The sequence below is a fragment of the Acinetobacter sp. Res13-Abat-PEC15-P4-01 genome (assembly GCF_015676285.1).
In the GTDB taxonomy this organism is placed as follows: domain Bacteria; phylum Pseudomonadota; class Gammaproteobacteria; order Pseudomonadales; family Moraxellaceae; genus Acinetobacter; species Acinetobacter nematophilus.
In genome coordinates this window covers 1-25,081 of record NZ_JADAIN010000001.1, presented here as the reverse complement: position 1 = coordinate 25,081, position 25,081 = coordinate 1, and the positions used below count along the sequence as shown (strand labels likewise).

Here is a 25,081-nt window from a genome sequence, read left to right as displayed (position 1 = left end):
TGTTGCCGTTTTTCTTATGATGAATCTTTCAAATACATATGCAAAGAAACAAAATGGAGATGCTCAAGTGCAGGAAGCGGCTGCTGAAGCTATGGAAGCTGCCGGAGCTGAAGCTACTGTGGCTAGTGACGCAGAAGCCGCGTGTAGTGCTGATGATGCTTGTGATGTTGCATCTGCTGTTTCAGAGGATGAAAGGTACGGTGGAATCGAACAGGAGTATGTTGTTAAGGGTTGTAAGGTCACGATTTATAATGATGGACCTGTAAAAATGGCCAATGTAAAGACCAATAAACCATGTGATGCACCGATTCCGAAAGATCATAAGTTTTCTAAGGAAACTCGAACTTATCAGGAAAATGGCTGTACGATCACAGAATCAAAATATGCCGACGGGATTGCCGATGCTGTCATGGACTGTTCTAAACGAGATAAAACAAAATAACTTTGAAACTTTGAATAGTTTTAATCCATAAAAAAACCTCGGCAAATGCCGAGGTTTTTTGTCCGATTCGGTAAACGAATTAACGTTTAGAGAATTGAGGACGTTTACGTGCTTTACGTAAACCAAGTTTCTTACGTTCAACTTCACGAGCATCACGAGTAACGAAACCAGCTTGACGAAGAGCAGGTTTTAAAGTTTCGTCAGAAGCGATCAACGCACGAGTAATACCGTGACGGATAGCGCCAGCTTGACCACCGATACCACCACCAGCAACAGTGATGTAAAGGTCATACTTTTCAGTTACGTCTAAAAGCTCAAGCGGTTGACGAACAACCATACGAGCAGTTTCACGACCGAAGTACTGTTCAAGAGTACGGTTGTTGATTACGAGTTTACCAGTACCAGCTGATAGGAAAACACGTGCAGTTGCGGTCTTACGGCGACCTGTACCATAGTTAGTAGCCATGTGCTGTATCCCTTAGATGTCCAAAACTTGTGGCTGTTGAGCAGTATGAGGATGCTCAGTACCAGCGTACACTTTCATTTTCTTGATCATTGCATAACCAAGAGGACCTTTTGGCAACATGCCTTTTACAGCACGTTCGAAGATTTCTTCTGGTTTGTGAGCAACTAATTTTTCGAAATTAGTTTCACGGATACCACCAGGGAAACCAGTGTGGCGATAGTATTTCTTATCAAGTGATTTGTTACCAGTCACTTGAACTTGCTCTGCATTGATCACAACGATGTAGTCACCAGTGTCAACGTGAGGCGTATAAGAAGTTTTGTGTTTACCGCGTAAACGACGAGCGATTTCAGTCGCAAGGCGACCTAAAGTTTTGCCAGAAGCATCAACAACGTACCAGTCGTGTTGAACTTCAGCAGGCTTAGCGCTGAGAGTTTTCATTAAACCACTACCTATTATAGTTGGTTTGGACTATGGAATCTGTCCAAACAAAAAGGAGTGCGAATTCTAGCTGAAAATAGATAGATTCACAATCGAAATATTCAATTTCAAGCGCATGATTATATTGAGTGCTGCTAAAAAAAGCAAAGCCTAGTTTTATCTAAATGCTACAAAAGATCATGATCATGGTTGGAATTGTGACGAGTTTCATGAATAATTAAATTCATATAAAGAAAATAAGTCAGGCAAAAATGAAAATAAGAAGTTCGATAAAATGTCTTCTCATTCTATTCAGCGTTGTAAATTTAAATTTGAGTTTTGCCCAAGCAGACTTCGAAGATCAGGCTCGATCATTGAATAAACTTCATGCAGCTATGCCTGTGGTTTATCATAATCAAGCTGAACCAGGAGATCGATTGATTTCTATTCAATGGATGACAGAAGATTTTTCATCTGAATTAAAAGGTGGTGTTGCTGTCACTTGCCAACCTTTGGGGATTCACATCACGACAAAAGATATTGCTGCAGGTTCAACGATTCCACTGACTTTATACGATCCAGAAGATGAAAATGGCAAACAGTATAAACTCAGGGGAACGGTTGCTATGGATGGTATTGTTAGAGTTGTTTTTAATATGTGTGAACCAGAAATGTTCCACGATTTCAAGCCAACAGCAAATCAATTAAAGATTGCAGAAAAAAAGCCGACTCAATTCGTTTCGAAACAATCATTGGAAAATAAAAAAATAAAGCAATCTGAGAAAAAGGCAATCAATCAACACAAACAGGGTGAATCAGATACCGTGCTTGATGTGAAGTGGATGACTGCTGATTTTACTCGGGAAATTGATGATGTTTTTCCCTGTGAGCCTGTCGGACTATTGGTAAAAACTCAAAATATTGAGATCGGACAGGAAATAGAGGTGGTGATTGAGTCAAAAAATCATGTGGATGATCAAGCCATTGATTATACAGTGTATGGAAGAGTCGAACCTGATCATCGTGTCAGGATTATTTTTAATCAACATATTGATCTCAACTATTGTCAAGCTAGTGAATTAGGACTTCAGCCAGCGTCAGCTGTCATTGATCATAAACAGGCACAGCCCAAAATTATGCCCGCAAAGAAATTGGATTTTTAAGAAACTGGGGGGAGTGAACGTCTGGTCTACCGATTTTTTATTTGGATTCAACTCCATGTGTAATTACTGTAAACGTAATATTTTATTTAAATAAATGCCAATGAAAGAAAATTGGAAAATTAAATGATTTTATGGGTGCAATTGAATTACTGGTGCAAAATAAGAAGCATATACATTAAATCTCCATCAGTTTTTAGCATGCATATGGTGGTTTATTCATAATGGTTAAGGGCCATCAACATGATATTTTTCCTATCGGATACAACTTTTCTCCGTTACAATTGAGGTACGTGCAGTGTGATTTTTAGTTTTTGATTTATGGCATGATTTAAATTGTTTTTGAATTACTTTTTATTTTAAATTTCAATTATTCAAGATGCGGTAATGTTCGCCAATAGTGATGAATTTTGTACGGTGCATGTGCATAGCTTTGAGTTTCATTTTATACATTTTCAGTCAAATTGACGCAAAATTTAACTTGAATAGGAAATGATGATTTAGAACCAATGTATACTATCAATGCAACGTCTGTTTAAAAGAGTTCTCGATGCTTCCTTTATATATAACCAGCGGTGAGCCTGCTGGCATTGGTCCAGATATTTGTTTGGATTTGGCTGATCGTGTTGATGATCGTCCAGTAGTGGTATTGGCTGATATCAATATGTTGAGAGATCGTGCCAAAATTTTAAATAAGACGATTCAGTTGATTGAGTATCAAGGACAAAAACAGGGGGCGACTGAAGGTCAACTCTATGTCGAACATGTTCCTTTAAATCAGGATGTTGTTTTAGGCGAACTTAATCCACAAAACTCGGCCTATGTAATTGAACAATTGCGTCGTACAGCTTATTACGCGATGCAAGGTTTGAGTGTCGGTGTGGCAACAGGACCTGTACAAAAATCAGTTATTAATGATGCGGGCATATATTTCAGTGGGCATACTGAATATTATCAAGAGTATGCCGGTGTAGATCGTGTGGTCATGATGCTTGCCACCAAAACCTTGAGAGTGGCATTGGTCACCACGCATCTTCCATTACGAGACGTTGCAGACGCCATCACCAAAGAACGTCTTCATCAAATTATCGATATTTTGCTTCATGATTTAAAAACGAAGTTCAAAATTACTCAGCCACGCATTCTTGTCTGTGGACTGAATCCTCATGCCGGAGAGGGGGGATATTTAGGGCATGAAGAAATCGAGACGATTAATCCGGTACTTGAAAGCTATCGTGCTCAAGGCGTCCAGCTCAGTTTAAGTATGCCGGCAGATACTTTGTTTACGTCGGATAATTTGAAAAATGCGGATGCAGTTTTAGCCATGTATCACGATCAAGGGCTACCCGTGTTAAAATCACAAGGATTTGGTGAAGCCATCAATATTACTTTAGGTTTACCTTTTATTCGTACATCTGTCGATCATGGAACGGCGCTACAACTTGCCGGTACGGGACTTGCAAAAAGTTCAAGTCTGCATGTTGCTGTTGATCTGGCACTTGACCTTGCCCGATCGAAGTAATTTTAATTCATCATCATTATTTTAATTTTAAACTGATGGAAGCTTAGCAATGGCTATAATTACTCATAATAAAAACATAACAGAATTACGACTGATTAAAGCGTGGGTGGGAAGCCTAATGACCATGTTCATGGTAGCTACGCTATCTGCTTGTTCAACCACGCATCCAGAGCACAGTATCTGTGATTTGAAGGTGCTATCACTACAAATTCCAAGACAGTCACAAGAGGTTGTTCAATATGCGGGTCCATCAGCTTTAGATAATTTAAAGAACAGCCAAGAAAAATTTAATCAAGCATTGGCAATTGTGCATAAAAAATATGCGAATCATAACGATGTCGATAAAATGCTTAAAGAAGGTGAGGCGATCAATGCTAATATTGATGTTATCATAAAGCATCAAGATCGTTTGGTTGCTATACAAGACTTCAATATTTTGATTCAAGAGATTACACCTGAAATTCAAGCTGAATATAATTTGGTGACAGATCGAATGGCTCGCTTAAATTATCCTTCAAATCAAGTTGTTATTGCAAAAAATCAAGTTTTTTTAGCCGGACGTTTTTTGAATTCATTGGAAAAGATATCCGGTGGTGAAGAACACTTGCTTGATAATATTGACGATTTTTTAGCAGATGTTGAAACATTTAATGCTTATCTTAAAGCTCAACTTCAAGGGAATACCGAATTAGGTGTCGTTCGAGTCAAAGATGCTGAAGTACGTGAAAGCTTGGAATCGATTCAAGAGAAAACTGAAACAATATTACAATCTAATATGTTTAGTTTTCTTAAAAAACCTAAACCTCTAGCTGTAGCATATCAAGCAGCAAGAGGAAACGTGACCAAATCTGATGAATTTTTTAATAGCCTAATTAAGTTAGAGTTGAATACGCAATAGTGGTAATCAATCAATGTGGAGAATTTTATGTATCAAATTAATGCCCTGAACCCAAAAGATGAAGGGCATCATACGCGCAAGCGTTTTGGTCAAAACTTCTTGCATGATCAACGAGTAATTGCAAAAATTGTACGTTCTGTTGCACCTCGCACAGGTGACAATATTGTTGAAATCGGTCCAGGTCTTGCAGCACTGACTTCACCTTTGATTGGTGAGTGTGATGCTTTAACTGTGGTTGAGCTAGACCGTGACTTGGCTGCGGGTTTACCTGGTCGTGTGCCTCATCCAGAGCGTTTAACGATCATTGAAACAGATGCATTAAAATATGATTTTTCTGAACTGTTCCAAAAAGACCGCCCATTACGTGTGGTGGGGAATTTACCCTACAACATTTCGACGCCTTTGCTTTTCCATTTGTTAGAGTTTGGGGACAAAGTCAAAGATATGCATTTTATGTTGCAAAAAGAAGTGGTTGATCGTATTACTGCTGAACCAAACACCAAAGAATATGGTCGGTTGTCTGTGATGATCCAATATTATTGCAAACCCACCTTTTTATTTGAAGTACCACCTGGTTCATTTAATCCACCACCCAAAGTGACATCTGCAGTCTTTCGTTTAGAACCTTATGCAACAAAGCCCATTATTGCCAAAAATGAAAAAGCATTGGCACGCTTGGTTTCCCATGTATTTACTCAACGTCGAAAAACTTTACGCAACAGTTTAAAGGGCATGCTGGTTGAAGATGGTTTTGAGCGAGCAGGTGTTGATCCAATGGCTCGCCCAGAAACACTGAGTTTGGCTCAGTTTGTCGCATTGTCAGATCAAATGGTGGCTTAAAAATGACACGAGAAAATGTCAGATTTAATTATGTGATTGGTGATGTGCAAGGTTGTTTTGAGGCACTGAAAGCGTTATTAAAAGCAATACAGTTTGATGCCGATCAAGATTTTATATGGTTTGCAGGGGATTTGGTTGCGCGTGGTGAAAACTCGGTAGGCGCATTGCGCTTTATTAAAAAACTATGCGAGCGAGGCAGCGCTGCAACAGTTTTGGGTAACCATGATTTAAATTTACTGGCAGTTGCTCGTGGAATCAAAAAACTTAAAGACAAAGATCGTATTGACGATGTCATTCATGCTTTGGAAAGTGATGAGCTGATTGACTGGCTACGTAAACAGCCTTTGTGTCTTTTTCCAAACCCTCAGACCATTTTGACGCATGCAGGTATTCCTCATATTTGGAATATAGAACAAACTGCTGCGCTAGCAAAAGAAGTAGAAACGGTATTGGCGCATGATGATTTTGACGTACTCGATTCATTCCTGAAAGAGATGTATGGTGCTGAACCTACATTGTGGGAAGATAACTTACAGGGTAATTCACGGCTGCGTTGTATTACCAATTATCTTACCCGCATGCGTTTGACCGATGCTCAAGGTCGTTTGGAGTTTAGTTTTAAAGATGCTTTGGATGAAACCATGCCTGAAGGATTTCAACCTTGGTTTGAGTATGAATCAAAGGCTGCACAAACACATCAGATTATTTTTGGACATTGGGCGGCTTTGCAAGGCAGAAGCATCAGTTCACAAATTCAAAATGTGGATGGCGGTTGTGTATGGGGACATCAGTTGATTGCATATCGTCTCGAAGATAAAGAAATTTTTAAAGTTGATAATCCCGTGATGTAATCTGCATAAAGCCACTTCGAGTGGCTTTATTTTTTGACTCAGTGTGAATTTTCCAGAGCCTTTCGATTGAAGCAATTGTTTATCAGACAATAGTCAAGATTCAGTTTACACAACATTTCTAGCAGTGGTCTAAAGGCTTTCATCTCCTGAAAATAACACATGGGTTTTAGAATGATTGCCAATATTCACCGAGCTTCGAATCCCATTCATTCGGTTTGATGATCATTCTTCCTGCATTTGGCGTTAAGGTGATTTCACTGAAATAGATATTTTCATCAGTAATTAAAAAATCTACTCGACTATAACCATGCTTTAGGCAGAGGGTTTGAGAAAGTTCAAGCAGAATGCCCAATCTGACAGGTTTTTTTAAGCACACTGGACTATTATTTTTTAAATCAACTGTGAATGGTTGTAAAGTCCAGCTCAAGTCATAGATATTTGAATATTCATTTTTAAATTGATCTTGTATATCTACTTCAATAAATTTGGGTTGATCTTCAAAACAATGCACTCGACAAGTGGTTATCGTCAATTGGGTTTCTTGATCGGATAACAATTCAACATATTGTTCAACCAGAATAACAGGTTGGATATTTTTATAGTGCCATTCTCTTTTTAAATAATACATATTCTGTTTGAGATGACGCGTTAGCTTTCGCTCGGCTTTTTTTAAATCAAATTGACTTTTATCTTTGCAAATCATCGCGCTGCCACTGTCATGATTGCATTTCAAAACAAATTTTTCAGGCAATTGATCAAAGTTGATTTCATTGAAATAATGATATACGCCAAGGAGGGGTACCATATGTGAAGGACAAATTTTACCGTCAATGACGTCTCTAATCGCAAGTTTGTCAGCCAGAGTGGTATGAAGAGGATCCCGCTCATAAATCATCCTCGAAGTTACTTTTTCATTGAAACTTTGCGGGTGACTCAAATTTGGACGATACCCTAATTTTTGTGCAAATCTTTTGCTCAGGTAGGTTTTATCTGAAACAAAATAAGTTCTGATAATTTTTGCGAGATAGGTGAGATGGTTATACATATTGATGCAACCATGTTGGACATGATGTATATATAAATAACCAAAACTTAATATTTCTTTAAAAAAACTCACTTTGAGTAGAATTATATAAAAGCGGTTGTGTAGAAAATAAAATTGTAAATGATGAGTAAAAGAGCCCATCTTTCCTTTAGATATGATGGCGGATTTATGTGTGATATGTTTTTTTAGAGATTAGATTGTCTGATAAACACCAAGCAGGACTTTACTCCTGCTGATATGAAATAACTGGTGGTTTGGAATTTAAATCAAAAAATTGTCAATTCGTCTATCGATGCTTCAAATCCTATTTTCAGGAGCAACTATTCCATTCTAATCCATGTTTGACTGCGCCCAATCATTGATATTCCAATATAACCACGCAACGTAAGTCGGTTACCACTGGCATTTAAGCGAGCTTTACCATGATAAATTTTACCTCCACGAGGATCCAGTACCTCACCGCCGATATAGTTATTGGGATCTTTGGGATCAACTTTCATTTTCTGTAAAATTGTCAATCCAATAATAGGCTTGTTGGTAAATGGAGCAGGACAGTTATGGCATTGTGTTAAGGCAACTTCACCAGGTGCAGGAAAATCTTTAATGATTTTTCCAGCATAAGTATCATCTTTTTGCTTTTCAATTTGTATGTGTGCTCGCACAAAACCTGTTTTGTCATCAACAGTGCGCCAAGTTCCCGTAATATCAGCGGCATGTGCCCAGCTGATGAGTCCAAAGAGCATACAACAGAAAAATCCTTTTTTCATAAGCATACCTATATCATATTGTTTTAACTAGAAAAAATCAGCCGTGAATAAAAATTATTCACGGATCCAGGTTTGACTGCGACCCAGTGCAGAAACGCCAACATAACCTCTTAGTAATAAACGGTTACCGTTCGGACTGAGTTTGGCTTTCATTGAATAGATTTTACCTGTCAGTGGGTCAATGATTTTGCCCCCAACGTAATCTTCATCACTGCTTTGCTTTAAATTTTTCAGTACGTCCATACCTAAAATCGGTTTATTGGTATAAGGCTCAGGACAATCTACACAGGTTTCTTTTGGTGTATAACCTGGTCGTGGCGTCACCTTAATGATCTTACCCGTATAGGTTCCATTAGACTCTTTACGTATTTCAAGAACGGCTTTTGATGAACCCGTTTTATCATCAATATTTTTCCAAATACCGGTGATATCTTTTGCCATGCTGCTGCAGCTTAAAATGGAAAATAATGTCCCTAAAATAAACTTATTAAACCTCATTTCTTGATTCCTTATCAAAATGGGGAAGTATAGTTCATCTTAAGCTGAATAATTACCCTATGCAATCACGTGAAAAGTTAAATAAATCACATTTATTTTAGAAAAAGTATAAAAGTTGGCAACCAGATTGCGGTAAAGACCGCATTGACAGCCATACCAAATGCCGCATAACGACCTGCAACCGCACCACGTTGCCATGCTTGTGCAGTTCCAATTGCATGCGCAGCTAGTCCCAAAGCTAGACCTGACGCGCGCTCATCATTTATGTTGCGTAAAATGATGGATGAAAATGCTGCACCAATCACTCCTGATAAAATGACAATCAAAATCACTAAAGTGACTGGTGAGTGCAATAAAGTTGCAATATTAATGGCAATCGGCGTCGTTACGGCCCGTGTTGCAAAAGCCATAATCGTCGGTTCGGACATATGTAGTAAATAAGCCAGACTCATAGGTAGAGCGACAGCACTGATACTGGCAAAAACTAAAATCCCTACAATAGACTTTAAGGGTAAATCATCATAACGCATTGCAGCCAAAGGGATGGCTAACGCAACAGTGACATAGCCCAAGAGATGGCTAAATAGTCCATTCATATCTGTATTGTATTTTTCATAGGGAATTTTAAAAATCATTAAAATCCCTATGACAAAAAACATACCGATCACCAGTAATGGAACTTGAGGAAAACGTTTATTGATGGGTTTTGCAGCAAGATAAGCAATTAAAGTGATTAAAAATCCAGTCAGTACACTTAACATCTGTTTCTCCTATAACCACTTTTTTGCCATTTTTGCGTAAACCCACAAAGGAATTAATGTACTAACAAACATGATCACTAGAAATAATGGAATTTCTTTGCCCATACTGACCAACATGATCAATGAGCCTGCACAGATAGGCAGAAAAGCAAAGCCACTTTCTTTCATTAATTTATTATTGGTATCGACCAGTCGCGCAGGAATTCTTTTGAATTTACGCCATACAACCAGAACAACCAATAAGCTTAATAAGCCTGTTAAATTGCCCAGTTCGGGGTGATTAAACTGCGACATGAGGAATACGGAAGCTTCACGAAAAAAGATGATGAGTCCTAATGTGAAGATCCAAGCTTGCCAATCGATACCTTTTAACTGATCCATGTGTGTTTATTTATAAAATTTGATCTTTCACGTTTTAACCGATTTAGCGCTTTATTTCAAACTCTTCTAATGGTCTTTTAAACTGTTGGGCTTTGTCTCCAAGAATTTCATCAATCGGTAAATGTGCCTGTTTAATCAGCTGCTCAAGTTTATGTGGTGCGATGGCAACACTCAAATGGAGTTGACCGTCGTCATCATAATGTTCTGATTCAATCACATTCAGTTCATAAAGCTGGTTTTTAAGTTTCCCATAAGCAGGTTTTAAACGCAGTTCAAATTTTTGAATTTGTCCCATCAAACATTCATGTACTGCTCTACGAAGTAGGTCTAGACCTTGTTTGGTATGGGCTGAAACATAAACGCGCTCGGGTTGATGCGGTTTTGCATAGATGATTTTTGCCTCATCATGGCTTTGGTCGATTTTGTTGTACACCCTAAGCGTTGGAATATCAGCGCCAATCTCTTTTAATACGGTTTCAACCGCATCGATTTGCTCCATCATGTCTGGGCTGCTGGCATCAATCACATGTAGCAATAAAGTTGCCTCTAAGGTTTCCTCCAAAGTGGCTTTAAAAGATTCGACTAAAGAATGAGCGAGATTGCGCACAAAACCAACAGTATCAGCGAGAACCAAGGTACCAATTCCATCCCAATCCAAACGACGTAATGTCGGATCTAATGTTGCAAAGAGTTGATCTGCTGCATAAACATCACTATTTGCCAAAATATTAAACAGCGTTGATTTCCCTGCATTGGTATAACCGACCAAGGAAACGGTGGGAATATTGGCTTTTTGGCGCGCTGCACGCCCTTGAATTCGTGTTTTACGAACTTTTTCTAAACGATCTTTGAGCTGCTCCATACGAATACGCAATAAGCGGCGGTCTGTTTCCAGCAATGTTTCGCCAGGACCACGTAAACCAATTCCGCCTTTTTGGCTATCTAAATTACTTCGACTTCGAACCAAACGAGAAGACAGATGGTCAAGCTGAGCCAATTCCACCTGTAGTTTTCCTTCATGTGTACGTGCACGTTGTGCAAAAATATCCAAAATCAAACCAGTGCGGTCGATAACACGGCATTTTAAAATGCGTTCTAAATTTCGTTCCTGAGCAGGTGATAGGGCCTGGTCAAAAATCACCAAGTCAACTTCATCATTCTCAACTTGTTCCGCAATTTCTTCCGCCTTTCCTGTACCAATAAAGAATTTTGGATCAGGTTTAATCCGCTGTACGGTTAAATGGTCTAGAATCACTGCCCCAGCAGATTTGGCCAACAAGCGAAATTCTTCTGAATCTAAATCTTCTAAAATTTGAACATTTACTGTGACTAGAATGGTTTTTTCACCACCTTGACTTTGATCAACATATTCCACAGATAATACAACTCAGCCATGACTTGGATAAAAATTCATTCTAAAGGATATTGCAGTTTAAATCCTGACTCAGTGTCAGTGTATTGAAATAAAATTGCAAACAACAAGCTGGATGTCCGTTTTAACAGATCAGGAAATGGATGAACTGGAGTTATCCATAGATCATATTCTTGAGAAAATCTGATTTCATTAAAGGGCTATGCTACTGATTCTGATGATCAGCAGTCAGGTAAATTTTACTAAAGCGATTTAAGATCAATGCAAGTTGAATATGATTTGTATACAATAGCTCTGGTTTAATATGAAATATATTCTGTTTAGTGAATGTCTATGACTCAACAACAAGCAATCAAAAAGTCAAAATCATCGAATTTAAGTGCTTTATCTAAAGTGTTTTTATATGGTAAAAAATTAGTATCCAGTACATCTGCTGTTGCAGAAGGCTTTTATCTGGTTTATCGCCATCAATTATATAAAGATCCGAATAATCCAAAAAATACGCGTTATGTTCAATATTTTTGTCGCCGTTTGAGTGAAGTCTTTAATGTGGATGTGCGCGTTCATGGTGATATTCCACGTGAACCAGCATTGTGGGTTAGTAATCATATTTCTTGGTTGGATATCGCGGTTCTTGGCTCAGGCGCCCGGGTATTTTTCTTGGCGAAGGCTGAAATTGAAAGTTGGCCAGTGTTTGGTAATCTGGCAAAAGGCGGTGGCACACTGTTTATTAAACGTGGCTCTGGGGATTCTGTGCGTATCCGTGAACAAATTGCTGAGTTTTTGCGCAAAGATATTCCAGTATTGTTCTTCCCTGAAGCCACCACAACAGATGGATCAAAAGTCAAGAAAGTCCATGGACGTATACTGGGCGCGGCGATTGAGGCTAAAAAACCTGTTCAGGTGTGCGTGATTTGCTATGTCAATCAAGAAGGGAAATTAGATACGGTTGTTCCTTTTATTGGAGAAACAGGTTTTGTTGAACATGTACAAGCTGTGTTGGAGATGCCAAAAGTTGTGGCACACTTAAAAACTTTTCCTGCAATTTCTACAGAAGGGCATACGGTAGAAAGTTTGACTAAACAAGTGCAAGAGATGATGCAACAAGGTTTGGAAGACTTACAGAAAGAAGTTTTAACAGATTAAGACAAGCAACTGATTTTTTTCAATGCGCTAAAAATCTATCTCTATTCAATTGGAGAATTTGGTTTGAATAGAGATATTTCCTTATGCTGTTAATTTCTTTGATCTCGAACATAGAAAAATAAAGAAAGATTACATAAATCCTTCGATCGGAAGCCATGAAATCACCTTTATACCTGCTTTTTGCCACCATTTCATTTTAGGTTCTTTTCTAAGGGTAACAATGCCTTGAGGCGTTTCCTTGAGCCAGTTGATTTTGTTTTGTGAGTCTAGAACCAATTTATAAGCATATTTTTTTAAATGCTCATCCATGGTTTTATGTACTGCATTGGCCAATGGGGGACTATTGATAATGACACCGATCTCCGTGTTTAAATTGGCTGAACGTGGGTCAAAATTAAAAGAACCAATAAACACCTGCTTATTGTCAATCGCCATCAGTTTGGCATGTAAACTTGAACGGCTTAATCCTTTTAAACTCACTTTGGCTTTTTTTGAAATTTCTTGTGAATTGGCATATAAGTTTTCTTCAGAGACAGCAGGAAGAAACTCATAGAGTTCCACACCATTTTTAAGTAAATCATCACGATATTTAGCATAAAAGGCGTGGACTAGCGGCACATCATTGGCTTTAAATGAATTGGTCAAAACACGAACTTTGACACCTTCTTGTGCCAATTCAATCAGCTTTGCTTCTCCTTTTTTCTGCGGTACAAAATAGGCAGAAATAAGATCTACACTTTGCGTGGGGATATCCAAACGTTTGACCATCTGAAAGTTAAGATGTTGTTCTTTTTTTGCTTTTGCCTGAATTTTATCAGGTGCATCTTTCACCACTTCGGCTTTAACCCAATCGAGTTGGATATTGTGATGTAGCCATTCATCAAAAGCATGTGTTCTATTACTTAAATTTAAATAATTTTGCACAGTTATTTCTTGATAATGGTGGGTGAGTTGCTGTTTTAAGTTGTCATAACGCAGGGTGTAAGTATTATGATTGACAATATTTCTGACAGGATAGGCATAGCTGTGATTCCAATATTCGTCAAAGGAATGGGTAATATCATCTACTGCCTGTCCAACCAACATAACATCAACATCTGAAAATTGATAATTATCACTAACGTTGTAATATTGGTTACTCATATTACGTCCGCCAATCAAAGAGATCTGATTGTCGGCAGTAAAGGTTTTATTGTGCATACGGCGATTGATACGTTTTAAATCCAGCACCATGTCGATAGGGCGCAGGCTTCTAAAACGATACGGGTTAAATAGCTTAACTTCAATATTCGGATGCTGATCCAGTGCTAGATAGACGCCTTCCATCTGCTTGGCATTGTTATCATCAATTAATAAACGAACTTTGACCCCACGATCCGCCGCTTCAATAATTTTATATAATGCCAATGAACCAATTTTGTCATTGTCCCAGATGTAATATTGTAGATCCAGGGTTTTTTGTGCTTTTTCGATCAGATTAATACGCGCTGCAATGGCTTCAAGCGGATCATACAGAACGTGATAACCTGTTAATTCTGGATTTTGACTCTTTAACGGGTTAATGATTTTTGCCAAAGAAGTGTCTTTGGTGTCTATGTCGTAGGCATATTCTGGCTTAATATTTTGCTGTTTCGGCAAAGTAGAGCAGGCGGAAAGACTTAGAAACAAGCACGAGCTTAGAATCATCAGCCAGTTTTTAGTCTGCTGATTGTCATCTTTTTGCTGTAATTGAGTATTACGATTGATCGTTCGTTGCATAATATTTTCTAAGATTTCTCAGAGCTAGAGTATAATTGCCTTCATCGAAAAGATAAATAATGAGATGACAAGTACATGGTACTTGAGAGATTGAATATGCTTCCAACCTTAACGATGACCTCAATTTTTTATCTCTGTTTCATTGTGCTTGCCATATGGGGCGTTAGTCAGGCATGGTTAAGTCAATCTAGAACTGAAACGATCCATCCTTTTAAATCCTTTGTCCATCTTTTGGCATTTTACCTGTCTTATTTATTAATTCCGTTGTTGTTTTTTAGCATTTATGCAGGTTGGTATGGGATATTTTCCTTACATGAGAGTGTTTTTGTTTTCTTATTGAGTGCCTTGTTGATATATGCGCGATTTATAGAACCTCATACAGTTCATGTCAAACGGTTATCTTATTCGCTAGGTCAATCACAGCCTTTTGCACGACCTGTAAAAGTTGCATTGTTGGCAGATTTGCATATCGGGCTTTTTTCAGGGCATGAACGTCAGCTTAAAACGATTGTGAAAAAAGTCAATTTAGCACAACCTGATTTTGTTGTGGTTGCGGGTGACTGGACCTATGAGCCTGAAAACAAACTGGTCGAGGAACTCGCCATTTTAAAAGAGATTCAAGCACCAATTTACTCAGTGAATGGTAACCATGATGAACAGTATCCAGGACCACCTATTCAAGCGCTATTGGCTCAAGCTCTGCAAGCCAATAATGTCATAGACATTGAAGGAAAAATTGTTGAGTTTGATGACTTTCGTTTAATCGGAATCGGAGACTTATGGGCTGGTAAAGCCGATATGCGCTACATGCCTGAATTACCTCAAGATAAACCATGGCTAATTTTGTCGCACAATCCTGATACTGTCGATATGGTTCCACAATTACCCACACGCCCTTTAATGTTGTCTGGTCATACACATGGCGGGCAAGTTGAGTTGCCATGGTTAACCAGCTATGTCATGAAAAAGGTGTCGATCTTAGGGCATAAACGTGGCTTATATCAGCATGAAAATGCAGATGTTTTTGTCAGTGTGGGGACTGGCATGGTGGGTGTGCCATTTCGCTTTAGAGTTCCTCCAACCATTGATATTATTGAATTACACTAATTCCAAATGCGTTCAGGTCCAAACATAATAGGAGACGACCGCGCCGATCAATAAGATAAATCCCAACAGCAGCCAGATTGCGCTGGATTTATTTTGATGGCTGAGGTCTTCAACTCCTGTTGTGCCGGATGAATGATGAGAGGCGCTGACATCTTGATTTGAAAAGGTTTCCTGCGTGGCTGTATTGTGCGTTTGTCCGTGTATAAAACTTTCTGCAAATTTAGATAAAGCTTCGGGTTGAGTTAAATCAATATTGAATTGTTTTTTGATTTCCTGCCAATCTGGATGTTGATCATCAATTTCAAACGTTTTTCCGTCCTTGTCGGTCATTTTGATTTTACTGGAAGAGAAATTAAAGTTGAAAGAAGTATTTGTCCCTGATTTTAGTTCTTCATTGAATTCTGCTGAATCAGCAAACACAATTTTCGGATTTCTCTGAAAACTTTTCATTGCTTCATCCGATTTACTCAATGCTTTAACCAGTTTTTTTGATGTGGTTGCGGATAAATGGAGTTGCTCAATCAAAAGTCGCTCAGCTTGATCATATCGTTGCTGTTTTAGTCGCGTTAAAAATTCTTCTAATTGCTGTGGATTGAGTTGATCCATAGTGTCCTCAAAATATCGATAAACCTTGATGTGAAAAGATGGATGAATAATTTTTTAAATTCCATCAAAAAAGCGATAGCAGGCAGGTTCTTCTTAACGGGTGCTCAATAAATAGAGTATCAGAGCAATAATAATCACCACAGCAAAGATAAACAGAGGTGAACGTTTTTTCTTGGATTGATCTTCAATTCCTATCAGCGGGCTTGCTGAGGCACTGGGACGAGTGTGTGCATGACGTGTGGAATCAGTGGTGTTCTGCTGCATTCGTGTTTGCATGGCAGTAAGATAATCCTTTGCTGAATCATAGGATTTTCCACCAAATTGATCCATAATATCATCCCAGTCAGGGTGGTGTTCATCAATGCGTTCTTTACGACCATCCTGGTATAAAATAAAAATTTCACCTGTACTGTAATTGGTTTGAATAGATTTATAATGGGGATGTGCAGACTGATAAAAATCCTGATCAGATTGAAAATGTTGAACATCTAAATGAGGATTTCTTTCTAGTTCTTCTACCAAATCTTTGGCATCTTTTAAACCTAGTTGGCTTTGATCCATCACCATTTTTATTGCCTCAATTTTACGACCTTGTTGGATGAGAGATTGGAGTTCTTGCTGATGAGTCTGTAATGGTGTATCTGAATCACCAGAAGATTGAGAAACATACTGATTTGCAAAAAATTGTGCCTGATTTTGAAATTGATCGACATAATCCTTAGCTTCTTTTAAACCTAAATCAGAGTGATCTTTAACATATTTAACAGCTTCAACTTTACGGTTTTGTTGAAGAAGTAAGCGAATTTCCTGTAATTGTTGTTCATTGAAATGTATCATTTTTCACCTTTGATTATTGGTTTGGGCATGACTTAGTCACAGATGCTAAGCCATAGAACTTTTTATTAATCATAGAATTCAATAATTTTTTATTACAAAACAATGCCAAATAAAAGTAGTAATTTGTGTGCGAATACGCAATATTTTAAAACTGCCATAAAGTTTTGTTATTTTTAAAGTCATCCTATTTTAAAACCCTATAAGAGGACGCTGCCATGACTCGTGATTTTGAAAAATTTCCAGAAGATGATAATGGTAATCTACTTTGGCAAATGCACGAAGATGGTGATGATTTAGATGAAATACATGAGCTTGAATTCTCGATGTATTTTAAGACACAGGAACTCGCTGAAAAATGTGCGATTTCTCTGCTGCTTGAAGAACAAAAAATATCACTGTATTTAGATGAGGAAGTACAACCCAGTGAATGGGTGATTACGATTTATGTCAATCTATATCCGGAATATGAGGATATTGTGGACTTGGAACAGTGGTTTACCAAGATTGCCGAGCAGTTCGATGGTGAATATGATGGTTGGGGATGTACAACCTATGTGTTTGATATAGAAGACAGCGAAGATCAACAATTAAATTGATTCGAAGTATTTTTTAGAGCATATCCAAAGAGATATGCTCTTGTTTTTTTAAGTTTCAAACTACTAAAGCCATACAAATAGCAGTAATTTACAGCGCTAAACTAGTTCCTTAACAAGAATAAATAATCAAGGATGTAGAGGATGAGTAATACTGTAAAATTGCATCGTGTTTTTAGTGCACCAACTGAACGTGTTTATAAAGCATTTTTAGATCCAGATGCGCTTGTCAAATGGATGCCACCGCATGGTTTCACTGCCAAAGTACATCATATGGATGCCACAGAAGGGGGTTCATATCGAATGTCCTTTACCAATTTTTCAACTGGTTCAATTCATTCGTTTGGCGGGACTTATGCGGAACTTATTCCTAATCAACGTATACGCTATTTTGATCGATTTGATAACCCTGAACTGGCTGGTGAAATTGAAGTCATCATTGAAATAAAAAGTGTACTGGTCGGGACGGAAGTGAATATTACCCAGTCTGGTATTCCAGAGGTGATTCCTGTCGAAGCCTGCTATTTAGGGTGGCAAGAGTCGCTGCAGCTCCTGGGGCTTTTAGTCAATCCAACCATTCCTGATCAATAAAAATAGAACTGTAGCGTTGAATAATCGTGACGATTTATACAAAGCGTATCTATGCTGTTGTGTCTGAAAGGGACGGCAAACGTATTCTTGTAGATCGTCTATGGCCGCGCGGAATAAAAAAAGAGAATGCACATATTGATTTGTGGCTTAAAGAAATAGCACCTTCAAATGATTTAAGAAAATGGTATCACCAAGAGATTGAGCATCGTTGGGACGAATTTAGACTGAAATATAAGGCTGAATTAGAGCAACATCAGGCATATCTGGAGCAATTACGCCAATGGGCTCAACAGGGTCCAATGACTTTATTAACTGCTGCGAAGAATGAAGATCATAATCACCTGACCGTATTGATTGAGGTATTGAATCATCCGTAAAGGGCATGATATTTATTATTCCCTATATTTGCTAGGGTTTTTAAGTTGATGAAAAGTAGATAGATGTTATGATGCTTCTTTTTCAATTTTATAGGAGTGAATTATGTCATTGCCTAACTGTCCTAAATGTAGTTCTGAATATACCTATGAAGATGGTGATTTGTTGATTTGCCCTGAATGTAGCTATGAATGGAAAGAAGGTGAGTTAGCACAAGCTGAAGAGCAGGTGGTCATCAAAGATGCCGTAGGTAATATTTTGGCAGATGGAGATGCTGTTACTGTGATTAAAGATTTAAAAATCAAAGGTTCATCTTCAGTAGTAAAAGTGGGTACTAAAGTTAAAAGTATCCGTTTGCTCACAGACAGTAGTGATGGTCATGATATTGATTGCAAAATCGATGGGATTGGTCAAATGAAATTGAAATCTGAGTTTGTTAAAAAAGTTTGATGTCTTGTTGATGGTATATTGCCTGAGATTTAAGCGATATAAGGAAAGATGAAAGCATGCAGGATATTGAATTTTTAAAACACGCCGTGAATCTCGCTAAAGAAAATGTTGAAAAAGGTGGTCGTCCTTTCGGGGCTGTTATTGTTTATCAAGGTGAGGTCGTGAGTACAGGAGTCAATCAGATTTTAGCTCACTATGATCCGACTTCACATGCAGAACTTAATGCAGTACGCCAAGCCTGTCAAAATCTACAACGCTTGTCTTTAAAAGATTGTGTTGTGTATGCAAGCGGTCAACCCTGCCCAATGTGTTTGGCTGCAATGCGGATGGTTGGCGTGGAGAAAATTGTTTACGCCTATTCCAATTTAGATGCGGAACCTTATGGTTTATCGACAGAACAGGTGGCGGTGCAACTTAGACAGCCTCCACAACAGCAATCAGGATTACAATTTATCCAATTAAAGTTGGATATTCCTTTTCATTTATATCAGGTTTGGCAGCAGAAACAGTAGTTTAAGTGATTTAATTGCTAAATCTTCAAAATATTTCTTGTTCATGTTTTCCATGAAATTGATCAACACCCACAGCCTGACCTGTAGGTGTTGATCTTTTTAGTTTAGTGATTTGCTGTAATTGCTATCTTTTTTACATTTAAGCGTTGTGCTGCTGCCATAACCATCGCAACATCTTTATATTCCGTTGATTGATCAGCCTGTACTTTAATCTGATCTTGATCAGACTTCTGCGCGACACTCGCCAATAACGCTTCTAATGCTTGCCTATTTTCAACCGCCTGCTCGTTCCAAAAAATTTTACCCTGTGAATCGATTCTCAAAAGAATTGGCTCTGGTGGCTGATCTTTATTGGGGGGAGGTGTGCCATTCGGTAGATTTATATTAATCGCATTATTGGGAATCGGTATGGTAATAATGAACATGATGAGTAAGACCAACATCACATCAATAAGCGGGGTCATGTTGACATCCAGCATCACATCATCATCTTTATTGGAACCCATATTCATTGCCATAATTTATTCCTCTTTACGAGTTAGGGAGCTGCAACAGGAGTAGTGACAAAAGCGATTTTTCCAATACCGGCTTGTTTTGTTGCACTGATAACCTCATCAATCGCTTCAAATTTAGTAACTTGATCACCCCGAATATGCACCTCTGGTTGTGGGCTTTTTCGAGCTTCAGCCTGTAGGCGACTGACTAAAGTTTCTTTATTGGCAATGTATTTTTCGTTCCAGAAAATATCACCTGCTTTATTGACTGCAATTTGGATATTGATGGGCTTGGTCACATAAGGTGTATTTTTTTCCTCAGGCAATTTGACTGGAACAGTATGTATGGCAACCGGCACTGTAATCAAAAAGATAATCAGTAAGACCAACATAATGTCAACCAACGGTGTGGTGTTGATGGCTGAAATTACATCATCTTCGTCATTCCCTGAATTTACGGTCATTCCCATGGTGAATACCTCGTATTGTTTCTTATCTTATTTAAGGTCATTGGTATTTTTGATTTCACCACTCAGTAAAACTGTATGCAGATCAGAACCAAAGGTTCGGACATTGTCTAAAACGGCTTTGTTACGACGGGTGAGCCAGTTATAGCCGAGCACGGCAGGAACTGCGACAGCAAGACCAATCGCTGTCATGATCAAGGCTTCGCCCACAGGACCGGCAACTTTATCAATCGAAGCCTGTCCTGAAATTCCGATTGCGGTTAAGGCATGGTAAATTCCCCAGACTGTGCCAAATAACCCCACAAAAGGCGCCGTTGAACCTACCGTCGCCAGGAATGCCAAGCCACCACTTAAATGGCTCTGGATTTTATCAATGGCACGTTGAATCGAAATCGTGACCCAAGTATTGAAATCAATTCGTTCAAGTAAATTGCCGCCATGTTTTTTTGTTGAATGAATTCCTTTTTCTGCAATAAAACGGTATGCGCTTGTTTCATTTAATATTTCTGCTGCATGATCAATCGAATCGGCATCCCAAAATTTCGCTTCAGCTTCTTTGCCCTGACGTTTAATCTTGGCTTGTTGGATAAACTTGGTCACCATGATGTACCACGTACCAATCGACATCAGGACCAAGATAAATAAGGTCGATTTAGCCACGATATCTCCTTCACGCCATAACGCTTCTAGGCCATATGGATTATGTACCACTTGGGTGGTCACTGGTTGAGGCGGTGGAGTATGGGCACTATTGTTTACATTTTCAGTAGTTTGAACTGTTGTGGGTGTAACTGTTTCTTCTGCTGATACACTGGAAACAGGCAGGATGCCCGTACCTGCCAAAATACTTGTTAATGTAAACAGACGCACAGTTTTCATCATTTTATTCATTCACGATCTCCAATTTTTTAATTAATTCATTACAAACTCATAGGGAATGTCATACCAAGAATCTTGAGGCTCACCATTCTTCAAGGCAGGTTTAAAAGTACATAAACTAAAAGCTTTGGAAGCGGCTCTATCTAAAGCCTTACTGCCACTCGATTTTTTAACTTTGGCTTCTTTCACTTTGCCATCACCACCAACAAAGACTGAAATAAGTACTTCGCCTTGTTCCTCATTCTGTAAAGACTCCCTTGGATAATCAGGTTTTTTGCAGCCTGCTTCACCACGAGATACACCTCGAGTTTCACCTGCTGGCTGAGGCTTCGGTGTAGGATTCGTTTTTTGCTCTGACTCAGCTTTTTGCGTTGGTGTAGGCTCTGGGCTTTCAGAGGTCTTCTGTGTTGGCTTTTCAGTTGGTTTTTCCTGGGGTTTCGGATCTGGATTGGTCTTTTCCACAGGTTTTTCACGAGGCTTCGGATCAGGTGTTTTTAATACTTTCTCCACTAACTTTGGAAGCTCAGGTGGTTTTTCAATAGGTTTTGGTTTTTCTGGTTCAGGCTTTTTGTCCTGAATGATGAGCAATTCAACTGGCTCATCTGTCGGTTTTTCCACTTTTTTCGATAATCCTGTCACCAGTCCATAAAGGAGGATGAGATGTAGAAGAATTACAGCTCCAATCCCCATCAGGCGTTTGACAGAATTATTTTCTAATTCTGAAAAATTCTTGCCCATTGCGACTCCTCAAATGAGAGACAAACAATAAATAGCGCAAAACAGGCTATATAAAAATTGTGTTCAATTTTCTGTTTGGCGATGTGAACGATTTACTTTCACAAACAACAGATGAAACTGAGCTGATGTTTGTGAAATATCCAGTTAGAACTTATAGGTCGCTCTTAGGTAATATGCACGACCTGTTGGATCGGCATAACTTGAGTCATAGCCATATTGGAAGTTATCTGTGACATTTGAGGCAGGTGGGTCTTGATCAAAAATATTTTTGATTCCTGCAGTGAGTTCAAGATTCTTAAATCCACTGTATGTGCCTGCGATGTTGTAGAGGGTGTAGTCACTGACACGATGTCTGTCATACTGGGCTTCACCAGTTGAATTTGAATCTTTATAGCCACGGCTGAACTGTTGCTCAAAGATCATTTTCCAGTTGTCGTAGCTCCAATTTATATTGGCAACATGTTTCCAGCGTGTATAGACTTGTTGATTGTAATAGCTCCCCACACGACCGACCCATTCACCGCCTTTTTCTTCTTGTTTGTCATATTTGATGACATATGTCCCGTCAATACCAAAGCCAAATCGCCCAGTTTTGGTCACAGGGGTCAGATAGTTCAGACTTAAATCAACCCCTTGCGTTTTGATCCCTCCCATATTGATCAACGTGGTACTGACATATTTGATTCGACCATCTGCGTCACGTACAAAGAGACTGGAATATTTGTCTGGATCTGCGAAAACAATTGAATCTGTAATGGCATCGATCAGATTATCAACTTTGATATTGTAATAATCTGCGGTAAATACAAGATTTTTAATCGGCTCGAATACTACACCGGCAGTATATGACGTTGATTCTTCTGCTTTTAAATCAGGGTTTCCACCTTGCATACGTTTAAACTGAACATTACATTCTGTTTGATACTGTGGTGAGGTTGCATTGCCGCCGGGGCAAAGTACGGGATCATTGTATCTTGAACCTGTATAGGTTTGGCTTTGAGGTGCGTTGATGTCGTATAAACTTGGTGCACGGAAGCCTGTGCTATAGGATGTACGGAACATTAATTGTTTTAAGGGTTCCCACCGTAACGCAACCTTAGGATTGAAAGTATCACCAAAGTCACTGTAGTCATCGTAACGTGCTGCAAGTTGTGCCTCCAAATTGGCTAAAATCGGAATATGAAATTCAGTAAACAGGGCGGAAATATCACGATCACCTTTACTCACAGGCTTATTAGGATCTATTCCACTGCCAGGCACTTGTTTCACAATTTCGGCATTGATTTTTTGATCCCAGTTTTGTTTGGTAAAACTTCCACCTAGTGCAAAACCAACATCACCGGCAGCTAAGCTGTAGATTGGACGAGATACGGTCACATCAACTGATGTTGAATCTAAACTTGCTTTGTTGGTGTCTCCTTTCACTTCAAAAGATTTCCAAATATTCGCATCTGCTGAAGGTCCAAATGGATTGAGTGAACCATCATTTAACGCAGTCTGAACTTTACTTTGGTTGAGATAACCGGCATTAAAGCTATCGGTTGCTTCACTTTTTGCATAGGTTAAACCTGCGTTAATGTCCCATCCATAAGCTTCACCTTCAATTCCAGCAAATGCTCGATGTGAATCATTGGTCGTTTTGCCTGAACGATTGCCTCCTTGTGAACGCAGATAAAGTTGTAAATCTGCATCATTCAAGCCAGTCACTGCGGGTGTGATTCCTTTGCCAGGATAATATTGACTTGTACTTGGGAGTGTTAAGGAACGGCTGTATACATCAGGCGCAATCGAGGTTGTTACTTCATTGCGAGAAAAAATATACTCTCCAATCAAATTAAATTGATCAGTAAGTTTCAATGTGCCTCGACCCAGTGCTGAAATTGTTTCTACTTCTGGTGTGATACCAATCAGTGCCTGTGTGTTGAGATAACATAAGCCTTCATCGGCAATAACATTGGGGGTATTATTACAATTTGCATTGCCATATGGATTGGCAAGAATATTGGATGTAGGATCAAAAAAGTTTGCAGGAAAGGCATTTGCTGAACTGGCATCTAGTCCCAGTTCAGGGATGACGCCACCACGACGGCTGATTTTACGGTCTTTCGCCATGATATTATTGGTTCTGCGGTAATCTACTACACCATAAACATTAAAGCCCTGTTCATCTAAATTGCCATATCCTCCAAAAATAGAAATGTCTTGTTTATCTCCTCCACTGGCTTCAGGTTGAGTTGCACCCACACTAATATTGAGTCCCTCAAAAGATTTTTTAGTAATAAAATTAATGACTCCCCCAATTGCATCTGCACCATATACGGCAGAAGCACCATCTCGTAGAATCTCAATACGTTCCACCATTGCCATTGGAATAATATTGAGATTGGTCGTTGAGGTGCTGAAAGGGCTATACGCCAAACGACGACCATTGAGCAATACCAATGTTTTATCTGTCCCTAAACCACGAAGGTTGGCAGAAGAGCCCTCGGTATTACTTGCACCGACGTTCTGTGAAGTTGAAAATCCTGCTTGGTTTGAACTGACTTTGGTCAATGCTTCTTCAACTGTGGTAACCCCTTGTTTGGCTAAATCATCACCTTTAATAATGGTAATCGGTGATGCACTTTGAGCAGCAACTCCTTTGATTGAAGAGCCTGTCACGGTCACTTTTGCCACTTTGGTTGTTTGGGAGCTTTCTTCATTTTCTGCTGCTTTTGCTGTAGTGAGGTACATCAAACTTAAACTAAGTATGCTTAATTTAAGAATATTTTTCCCCATTGTTGGCGACTCCAAAGAACGAAACTCTTTGTTCATTTTCATATTTTCAGACATCCGTTTTTTTTTGTACTTAGCGATATTGCTGCAATGCTTTCTAGCAATACAAGTGCCAACTATCTAATTATATGTTGTAAAAATATACAAAAAATTGCTAATAATTTGCGTTACTAGTGTCGAATTATCTTATTCTTCCAAGGCTTGATTGAAAAAATCTACTTTTTTAAAAATATGAAAAAGTATTAAGAAAAGATGAAATCATTGTAAAAAAAAGTATTAATTTATAGTGATTTTGTTTTATCAATATCTTTAAAATCAAATGTTTAATTT

The 25,081-nt window shown here is 38.7% G+C and carries 28 protein-coding genes and 1 pseudogene; 13 read left to right on the top strand and 16 right to left on the bottom strand.

Annotated elements, in window-relative coordinates; genetic code table 11:
- Positions 1-16 precede the first annotated feature (16 nt).
- A pseudogene (locus IMO47_RS00145) lies at positions 17-334 on the top strand (hypothetical protein); the annotation flags it as partial.
- Positions 335-521: 187 nt separating this feature from the next.
- Here the strand turns inward: IMO47_RS00145 and rpsI are convergent.
- Positions 522-908 (bottom strand): 30S ribosomal protein S9, encoded by a 387-nt coding sequence (rpsI, locus tag IMO47_RS00140; RefSeq protein ID WP_004829853.1) that lies wholly within the window; start codon positions 906-908, stop codon positions 522-524.
- 12 nt (positions 909-920) lie between these two features.
- Entirely contained in the window at positions 921-1,349 is a 429-nt protein-coding gene (gene rplM, locus IMO47_RS00135; RefSeq protein WP_004829852.1) for a 50S ribosomal protein L13, read from the bottom strand.
- Positions 1,350-1,702: 353 nt separating this feature from the next.
- Here rplM and IMO47_RS19510 point away from each other — a divergent pair, with 353 nt between their 5' ends.
- The 5 genes from IMO47_RS19510 (at position 1,703) to IMO47_RS00110 (ending at position 6,599) form a co-directional block, all read left to right on the top strand.
- A complete protein-coding gene (locus IMO47_RS19510; protein ID WP_227552366.1) occupies positions 1,703-2,491 on the top strand; it encodes a hypothetical protein in 789 nt (262 codons plus the stop codon).
- Between the two features lie 547 nt (positions 2,492-3,038).
- A complete protein-coding gene (pdxA, locus tag IMO47_RS00125) occupies positions 3,039-4,010 on the top strand; it encodes a 4-hydroxythreonine-4-phosphate dehydrogenase PdxA (RefSeq protein WP_196075950.1) in 972 nt (323 codons plus the stop codon).
- Positions 4,011-4,059: 49 nt separating this feature from the next.
- Entirely contained in the window at positions 4,060-4,908 is an 849-nt protein-coding gene (locus IMO47_RS00120; RefSeq protein WP_196075949.1) for a pilus assembly protein PilJ, read from the top strand.
- A 27-nt stretch (positions 4,909-4,935) separates the two neighbouring features.
- Positions 4,936-5,748, top strand: coding sequence for a 16S rRNA (adenine(1518)-N(6)/adenine(1519)-N(6))-dimethyltransferase RsmA (gene rsmA, locus IMO47_RS00115; protein ID WP_196075948.1), 813 nt, complete (start codon positions 4,936-4,938; stop codon positions 5,746-5,748).
- 2 nt (positions 5,749-5,750) lie between these two features.
- Entirely contained in the window at positions 5,751-6,599 is an 849-nt protein-coding gene (locus IMO47_RS00110) for a symmetrical bis(5'-nucleosyl)-tetraphosphatase (RefSeq protein ID WP_196075947.1), read from the top strand.
- 166 nt (positions 6,600-6,765) lie between these two features.
- Here IMO47_RS00110 and IMO47_RS00105 read toward each other — a convergent pair whose 3' ends face one another.
- From IMO47_RS00105 to hflX, 6 genes are all read right to left on the bottom strand, one after another.
- A complete protein-coding gene (locus IMO47_RS00105; RefSeq protein ID WP_196075946.1) occupies positions 6,766-7,644 on the bottom strand; it encodes an ATP-grasp fold amidoligase family protein in 879 nt (292 codons plus the stop codon).
- Positions 7,645-7,964: 320 nt separating this feature from the next.
- Complete coding sequence (locus IMO47_RS00100; protein WP_196075945.1) at positions 7,965-8,411, bottom strand: DUF2147 domain-containing protein; 447 nt, start codon at positions 8,409-8,411, stop codon at positions 7,965-7,967.
- A gap of 54 nt (positions 8,412-8,465) precedes the next feature.
- Entirely contained in the window at positions 8,466-8,909 is a 444-nt protein-coding gene (locus IMO47_RS00095; protein WP_196075944.1) for a DUF2147 domain-containing protein, read from the bottom strand.
- A 92-nt stretch (positions 8,910-9,001) separates the two neighbouring features.
- Complete coding sequence (locus IMO47_RS00090) at positions 9,002-9,670, bottom strand: LrgB family protein (protein ID WP_196075943.1); 669 nt, start codon at positions 9,668-9,670, stop codon at positions 9,002-9,004.
- 9 nt (positions 9,671-9,679) lie between these two features.
- Positions 9,680-10,051: a hypothetical protein gene (locus tag IMO47_RS00085; RefSeq protein ID WP_196075942.1), complete on the bottom strand. Its 372-nt coding sequence runs from the start codon at positions 10,049-10,051 to the stop codon at positions 9,680-9,682.
- Between the two features lie 43 nt (positions 10,052-10,094).
- Positions 10,095-11,426 (bottom strand): ribosome rescue GTPase HflX, encoded by a 1,332-nt coding sequence (hflX, locus tag IMO47_RS00080; protein WP_196075941.1) that lies wholly within the window; start codon positions 11,424-11,426, stop codon positions 10,095-10,097.
- A 330-nt stretch (positions 11,427-11,756) separates the two neighbouring features.
- On the opposite strand from hflX, the gene IMO47_RS00075 reads away from it, so the two are divergent.
- Positions 11,757-12,569: a lysophospholipid acyltransferase family protein gene (locus tag IMO47_RS00075; RefSeq protein WP_196075940.1), complete on the top strand. Its 813-nt coding sequence runs from the start codon at positions 11,757-11,759 to the stop codon at positions 12,567-12,569.
- A gap of 129 nt (positions 12,570-12,698) precedes the next feature.
- On the opposite strand, the gene IMO47_RS00070 is transcribed toward IMO47_RS00075, so the two are convergent.
- The gene (locus tag IMO47_RS00070) at positions 12,699-14,327 is read right to left on the bottom strand and encodes a phospholipase D family protein (protein WP_196075939.1); all 1,629 of its coding nucleotides are present in this window, start codon (positions 14,325-14,327) and stop codon (positions 12,699-12,701) included.
- Between the two features lie 96 nt (positions 14,328-14,423).
- On the opposite strand from IMO47_RS00070, the gene IMO47_RS00065 reads away from it, so the two are divergent.
- Positions 14,424-15,434, top strand: a complete 1,011-nt coding sequence (locus IMO47_RS00065) for a metallophosphoesterase (RefSeq protein ID WP_196075961.1) — start codon at positions 14,424-14,426, stop codon at positions 15,432-15,434.
- A gap of 12 nt (positions 15,435-15,446) precedes the next feature.
- On the opposite strand, the gene IMO47_RS00060 is transcribed toward IMO47_RS00065, so the two are convergent.
- Both IMO47_RS00060 and IMO47_RS00055 read right to left on the bottom strand, forming a co-directional pair.
- Positions 15,447-16,040: a hypothetical protein gene (locus tag IMO47_RS00060; protein WP_196075938.1), complete on the bottom strand. Its 594-nt coding sequence runs from the start codon at positions 16,038-16,040 to the stop codon at positions 15,447-15,449.
- Between the two features lie 93 nt (positions 16,041-16,133).
- Positions 16,134-16,877: a hypothetical protein gene (locus IMO47_RS00055; RefSeq protein WP_196075937.1), complete on the bottom strand. Its 744-nt coding sequence runs from the start codon at positions 16,875-16,877 to the stop codon at positions 16,134-16,136.
- Between the two features lie 215 nt (positions 16,878-17,092).
- Between IMO47_RS00055 and IMO47_RS00050 the strand changes: the two genes are divergently transcribed.
- From IMO47_RS00050 to IMO47_RS00030, 5 genes are all read left to right on the top strand, one after another.
- The gene (locus IMO47_RS00050; protein WP_196075936.1) at positions 17,093-17,473 is read left to right on the top strand and encodes a ribonuclease E inhibitor RraB; all 381 of its coding nucleotides are present in this window, start codon (positions 17,093-17,095) and stop codon (positions 17,471-17,473) included.
- Positions 17,474-17,614: 141 nt separating this feature from the next.
- Positions 17,615-18,061 carry an SRPBCC family protein gene (locus IMO47_RS00045; RefSeq protein WP_196075935.1) on the top strand — a complete coding sequence of 149 codons (447 nt, stop codon included), beginning with the start codon at positions 17,615-17,617 and terminating at the stop codon, positions 18,059-18,061.
- Between the two features lie 26 nt (positions 18,062-18,087).
- Positions 18,088-18,438 carry a DUF488 family protein gene (locus IMO47_RS00040; RefSeq protein ID WP_196075934.1) on the top strand — a complete coding sequence of 117 codons (351 nt, stop codon included), beginning with the start codon at positions 18,088-18,090 and terminating at the stop codon, positions 18,436-18,438.
- 103 nt (positions 18,439-18,541) lie between these two features.
- Positions 18,542-18,886: a zinc ribbon domain-containing protein YjdM gene (locus tag IMO47_RS00035; protein WP_196075933.1), complete on the top strand. Its 345-nt coding sequence runs from the start codon at positions 18,542-18,544 to the stop codon at positions 18,884-18,886.
- A gap of 56 nt (positions 18,887-18,942) precedes the next feature.
- Positions 18,943-19,398 carry a nucleoside deaminase gene (locus IMO47_RS00030; protein WP_196075932.1) on the top strand — a complete coding sequence of 152 codons (456 nt, stop codon included), beginning with the start codon at positions 18,943-18,945 and terminating at the stop codon, positions 19,396-19,398.
- A gap of 104 nt (positions 19,399-19,502) precedes the next feature.
- Here the strand turns inward: IMO47_RS00030 and IMO47_RS00025 are convergent, their stop codons facing one another.
- From IMO47_RS00025 to IMO47_RS00005, 5 genes are all read right to left on the bottom strand, one after another.
- Positions 19,503-19,916 carry a biopolymer transporter ExbD gene (locus tag IMO47_RS00025; protein WP_196075931.1) on the bottom strand — a complete coding sequence of 138 codons (414 nt, stop codon included), beginning with the start codon at positions 19,914-19,916 and terminating at the stop codon, positions 19,503-19,505.
- Positions 19,917-19,936: 20 nt separating this feature from the next.
- Positions 19,937-20,362 (bottom strand): biopolymer transporter ExbD, encoded by a 426-nt coding sequence (locus IMO47_RS00020; protein ID WP_196075930.1) that lies wholly within the window; start codon positions 20,360-20,362, stop codon positions 19,937-19,939.
- Positions 20,363-20,389: 27 nt separating this feature from the next.
- Entirely contained in the window at positions 20,390-21,250 is an 861-nt protein-coding gene (locus IMO47_RS00015) for a MotA/TolQ/ExbB proton channel family protein (protein ID WP_196075929.1), read from the bottom strand.
- A 21-nt stretch (positions 21,251-21,271) separates the two neighbouring features.
- Positions 21,272-21,976, bottom strand: a complete 705-nt coding sequence (locus IMO47_RS00010) for an energy transducer TonB (protein WP_196075928.1) — start codon at positions 21,974-21,976, stop codon at positions 21,272-21,274.
- 144 nt (positions 21,977-22,120) lie between these two features.
- On the bottom strand, positions 22,121-24,796 hold the full coding sequence (locus IMO47_RS00005; protein WP_198426914.1) for a TonB-dependent receptor: 2,676 nt from the start codon (positions 24,794-24,796) through the stop codon (positions 22,121-22,123).
- Positions 24,797-25,081: the final 285 nt, after the last annotated feature.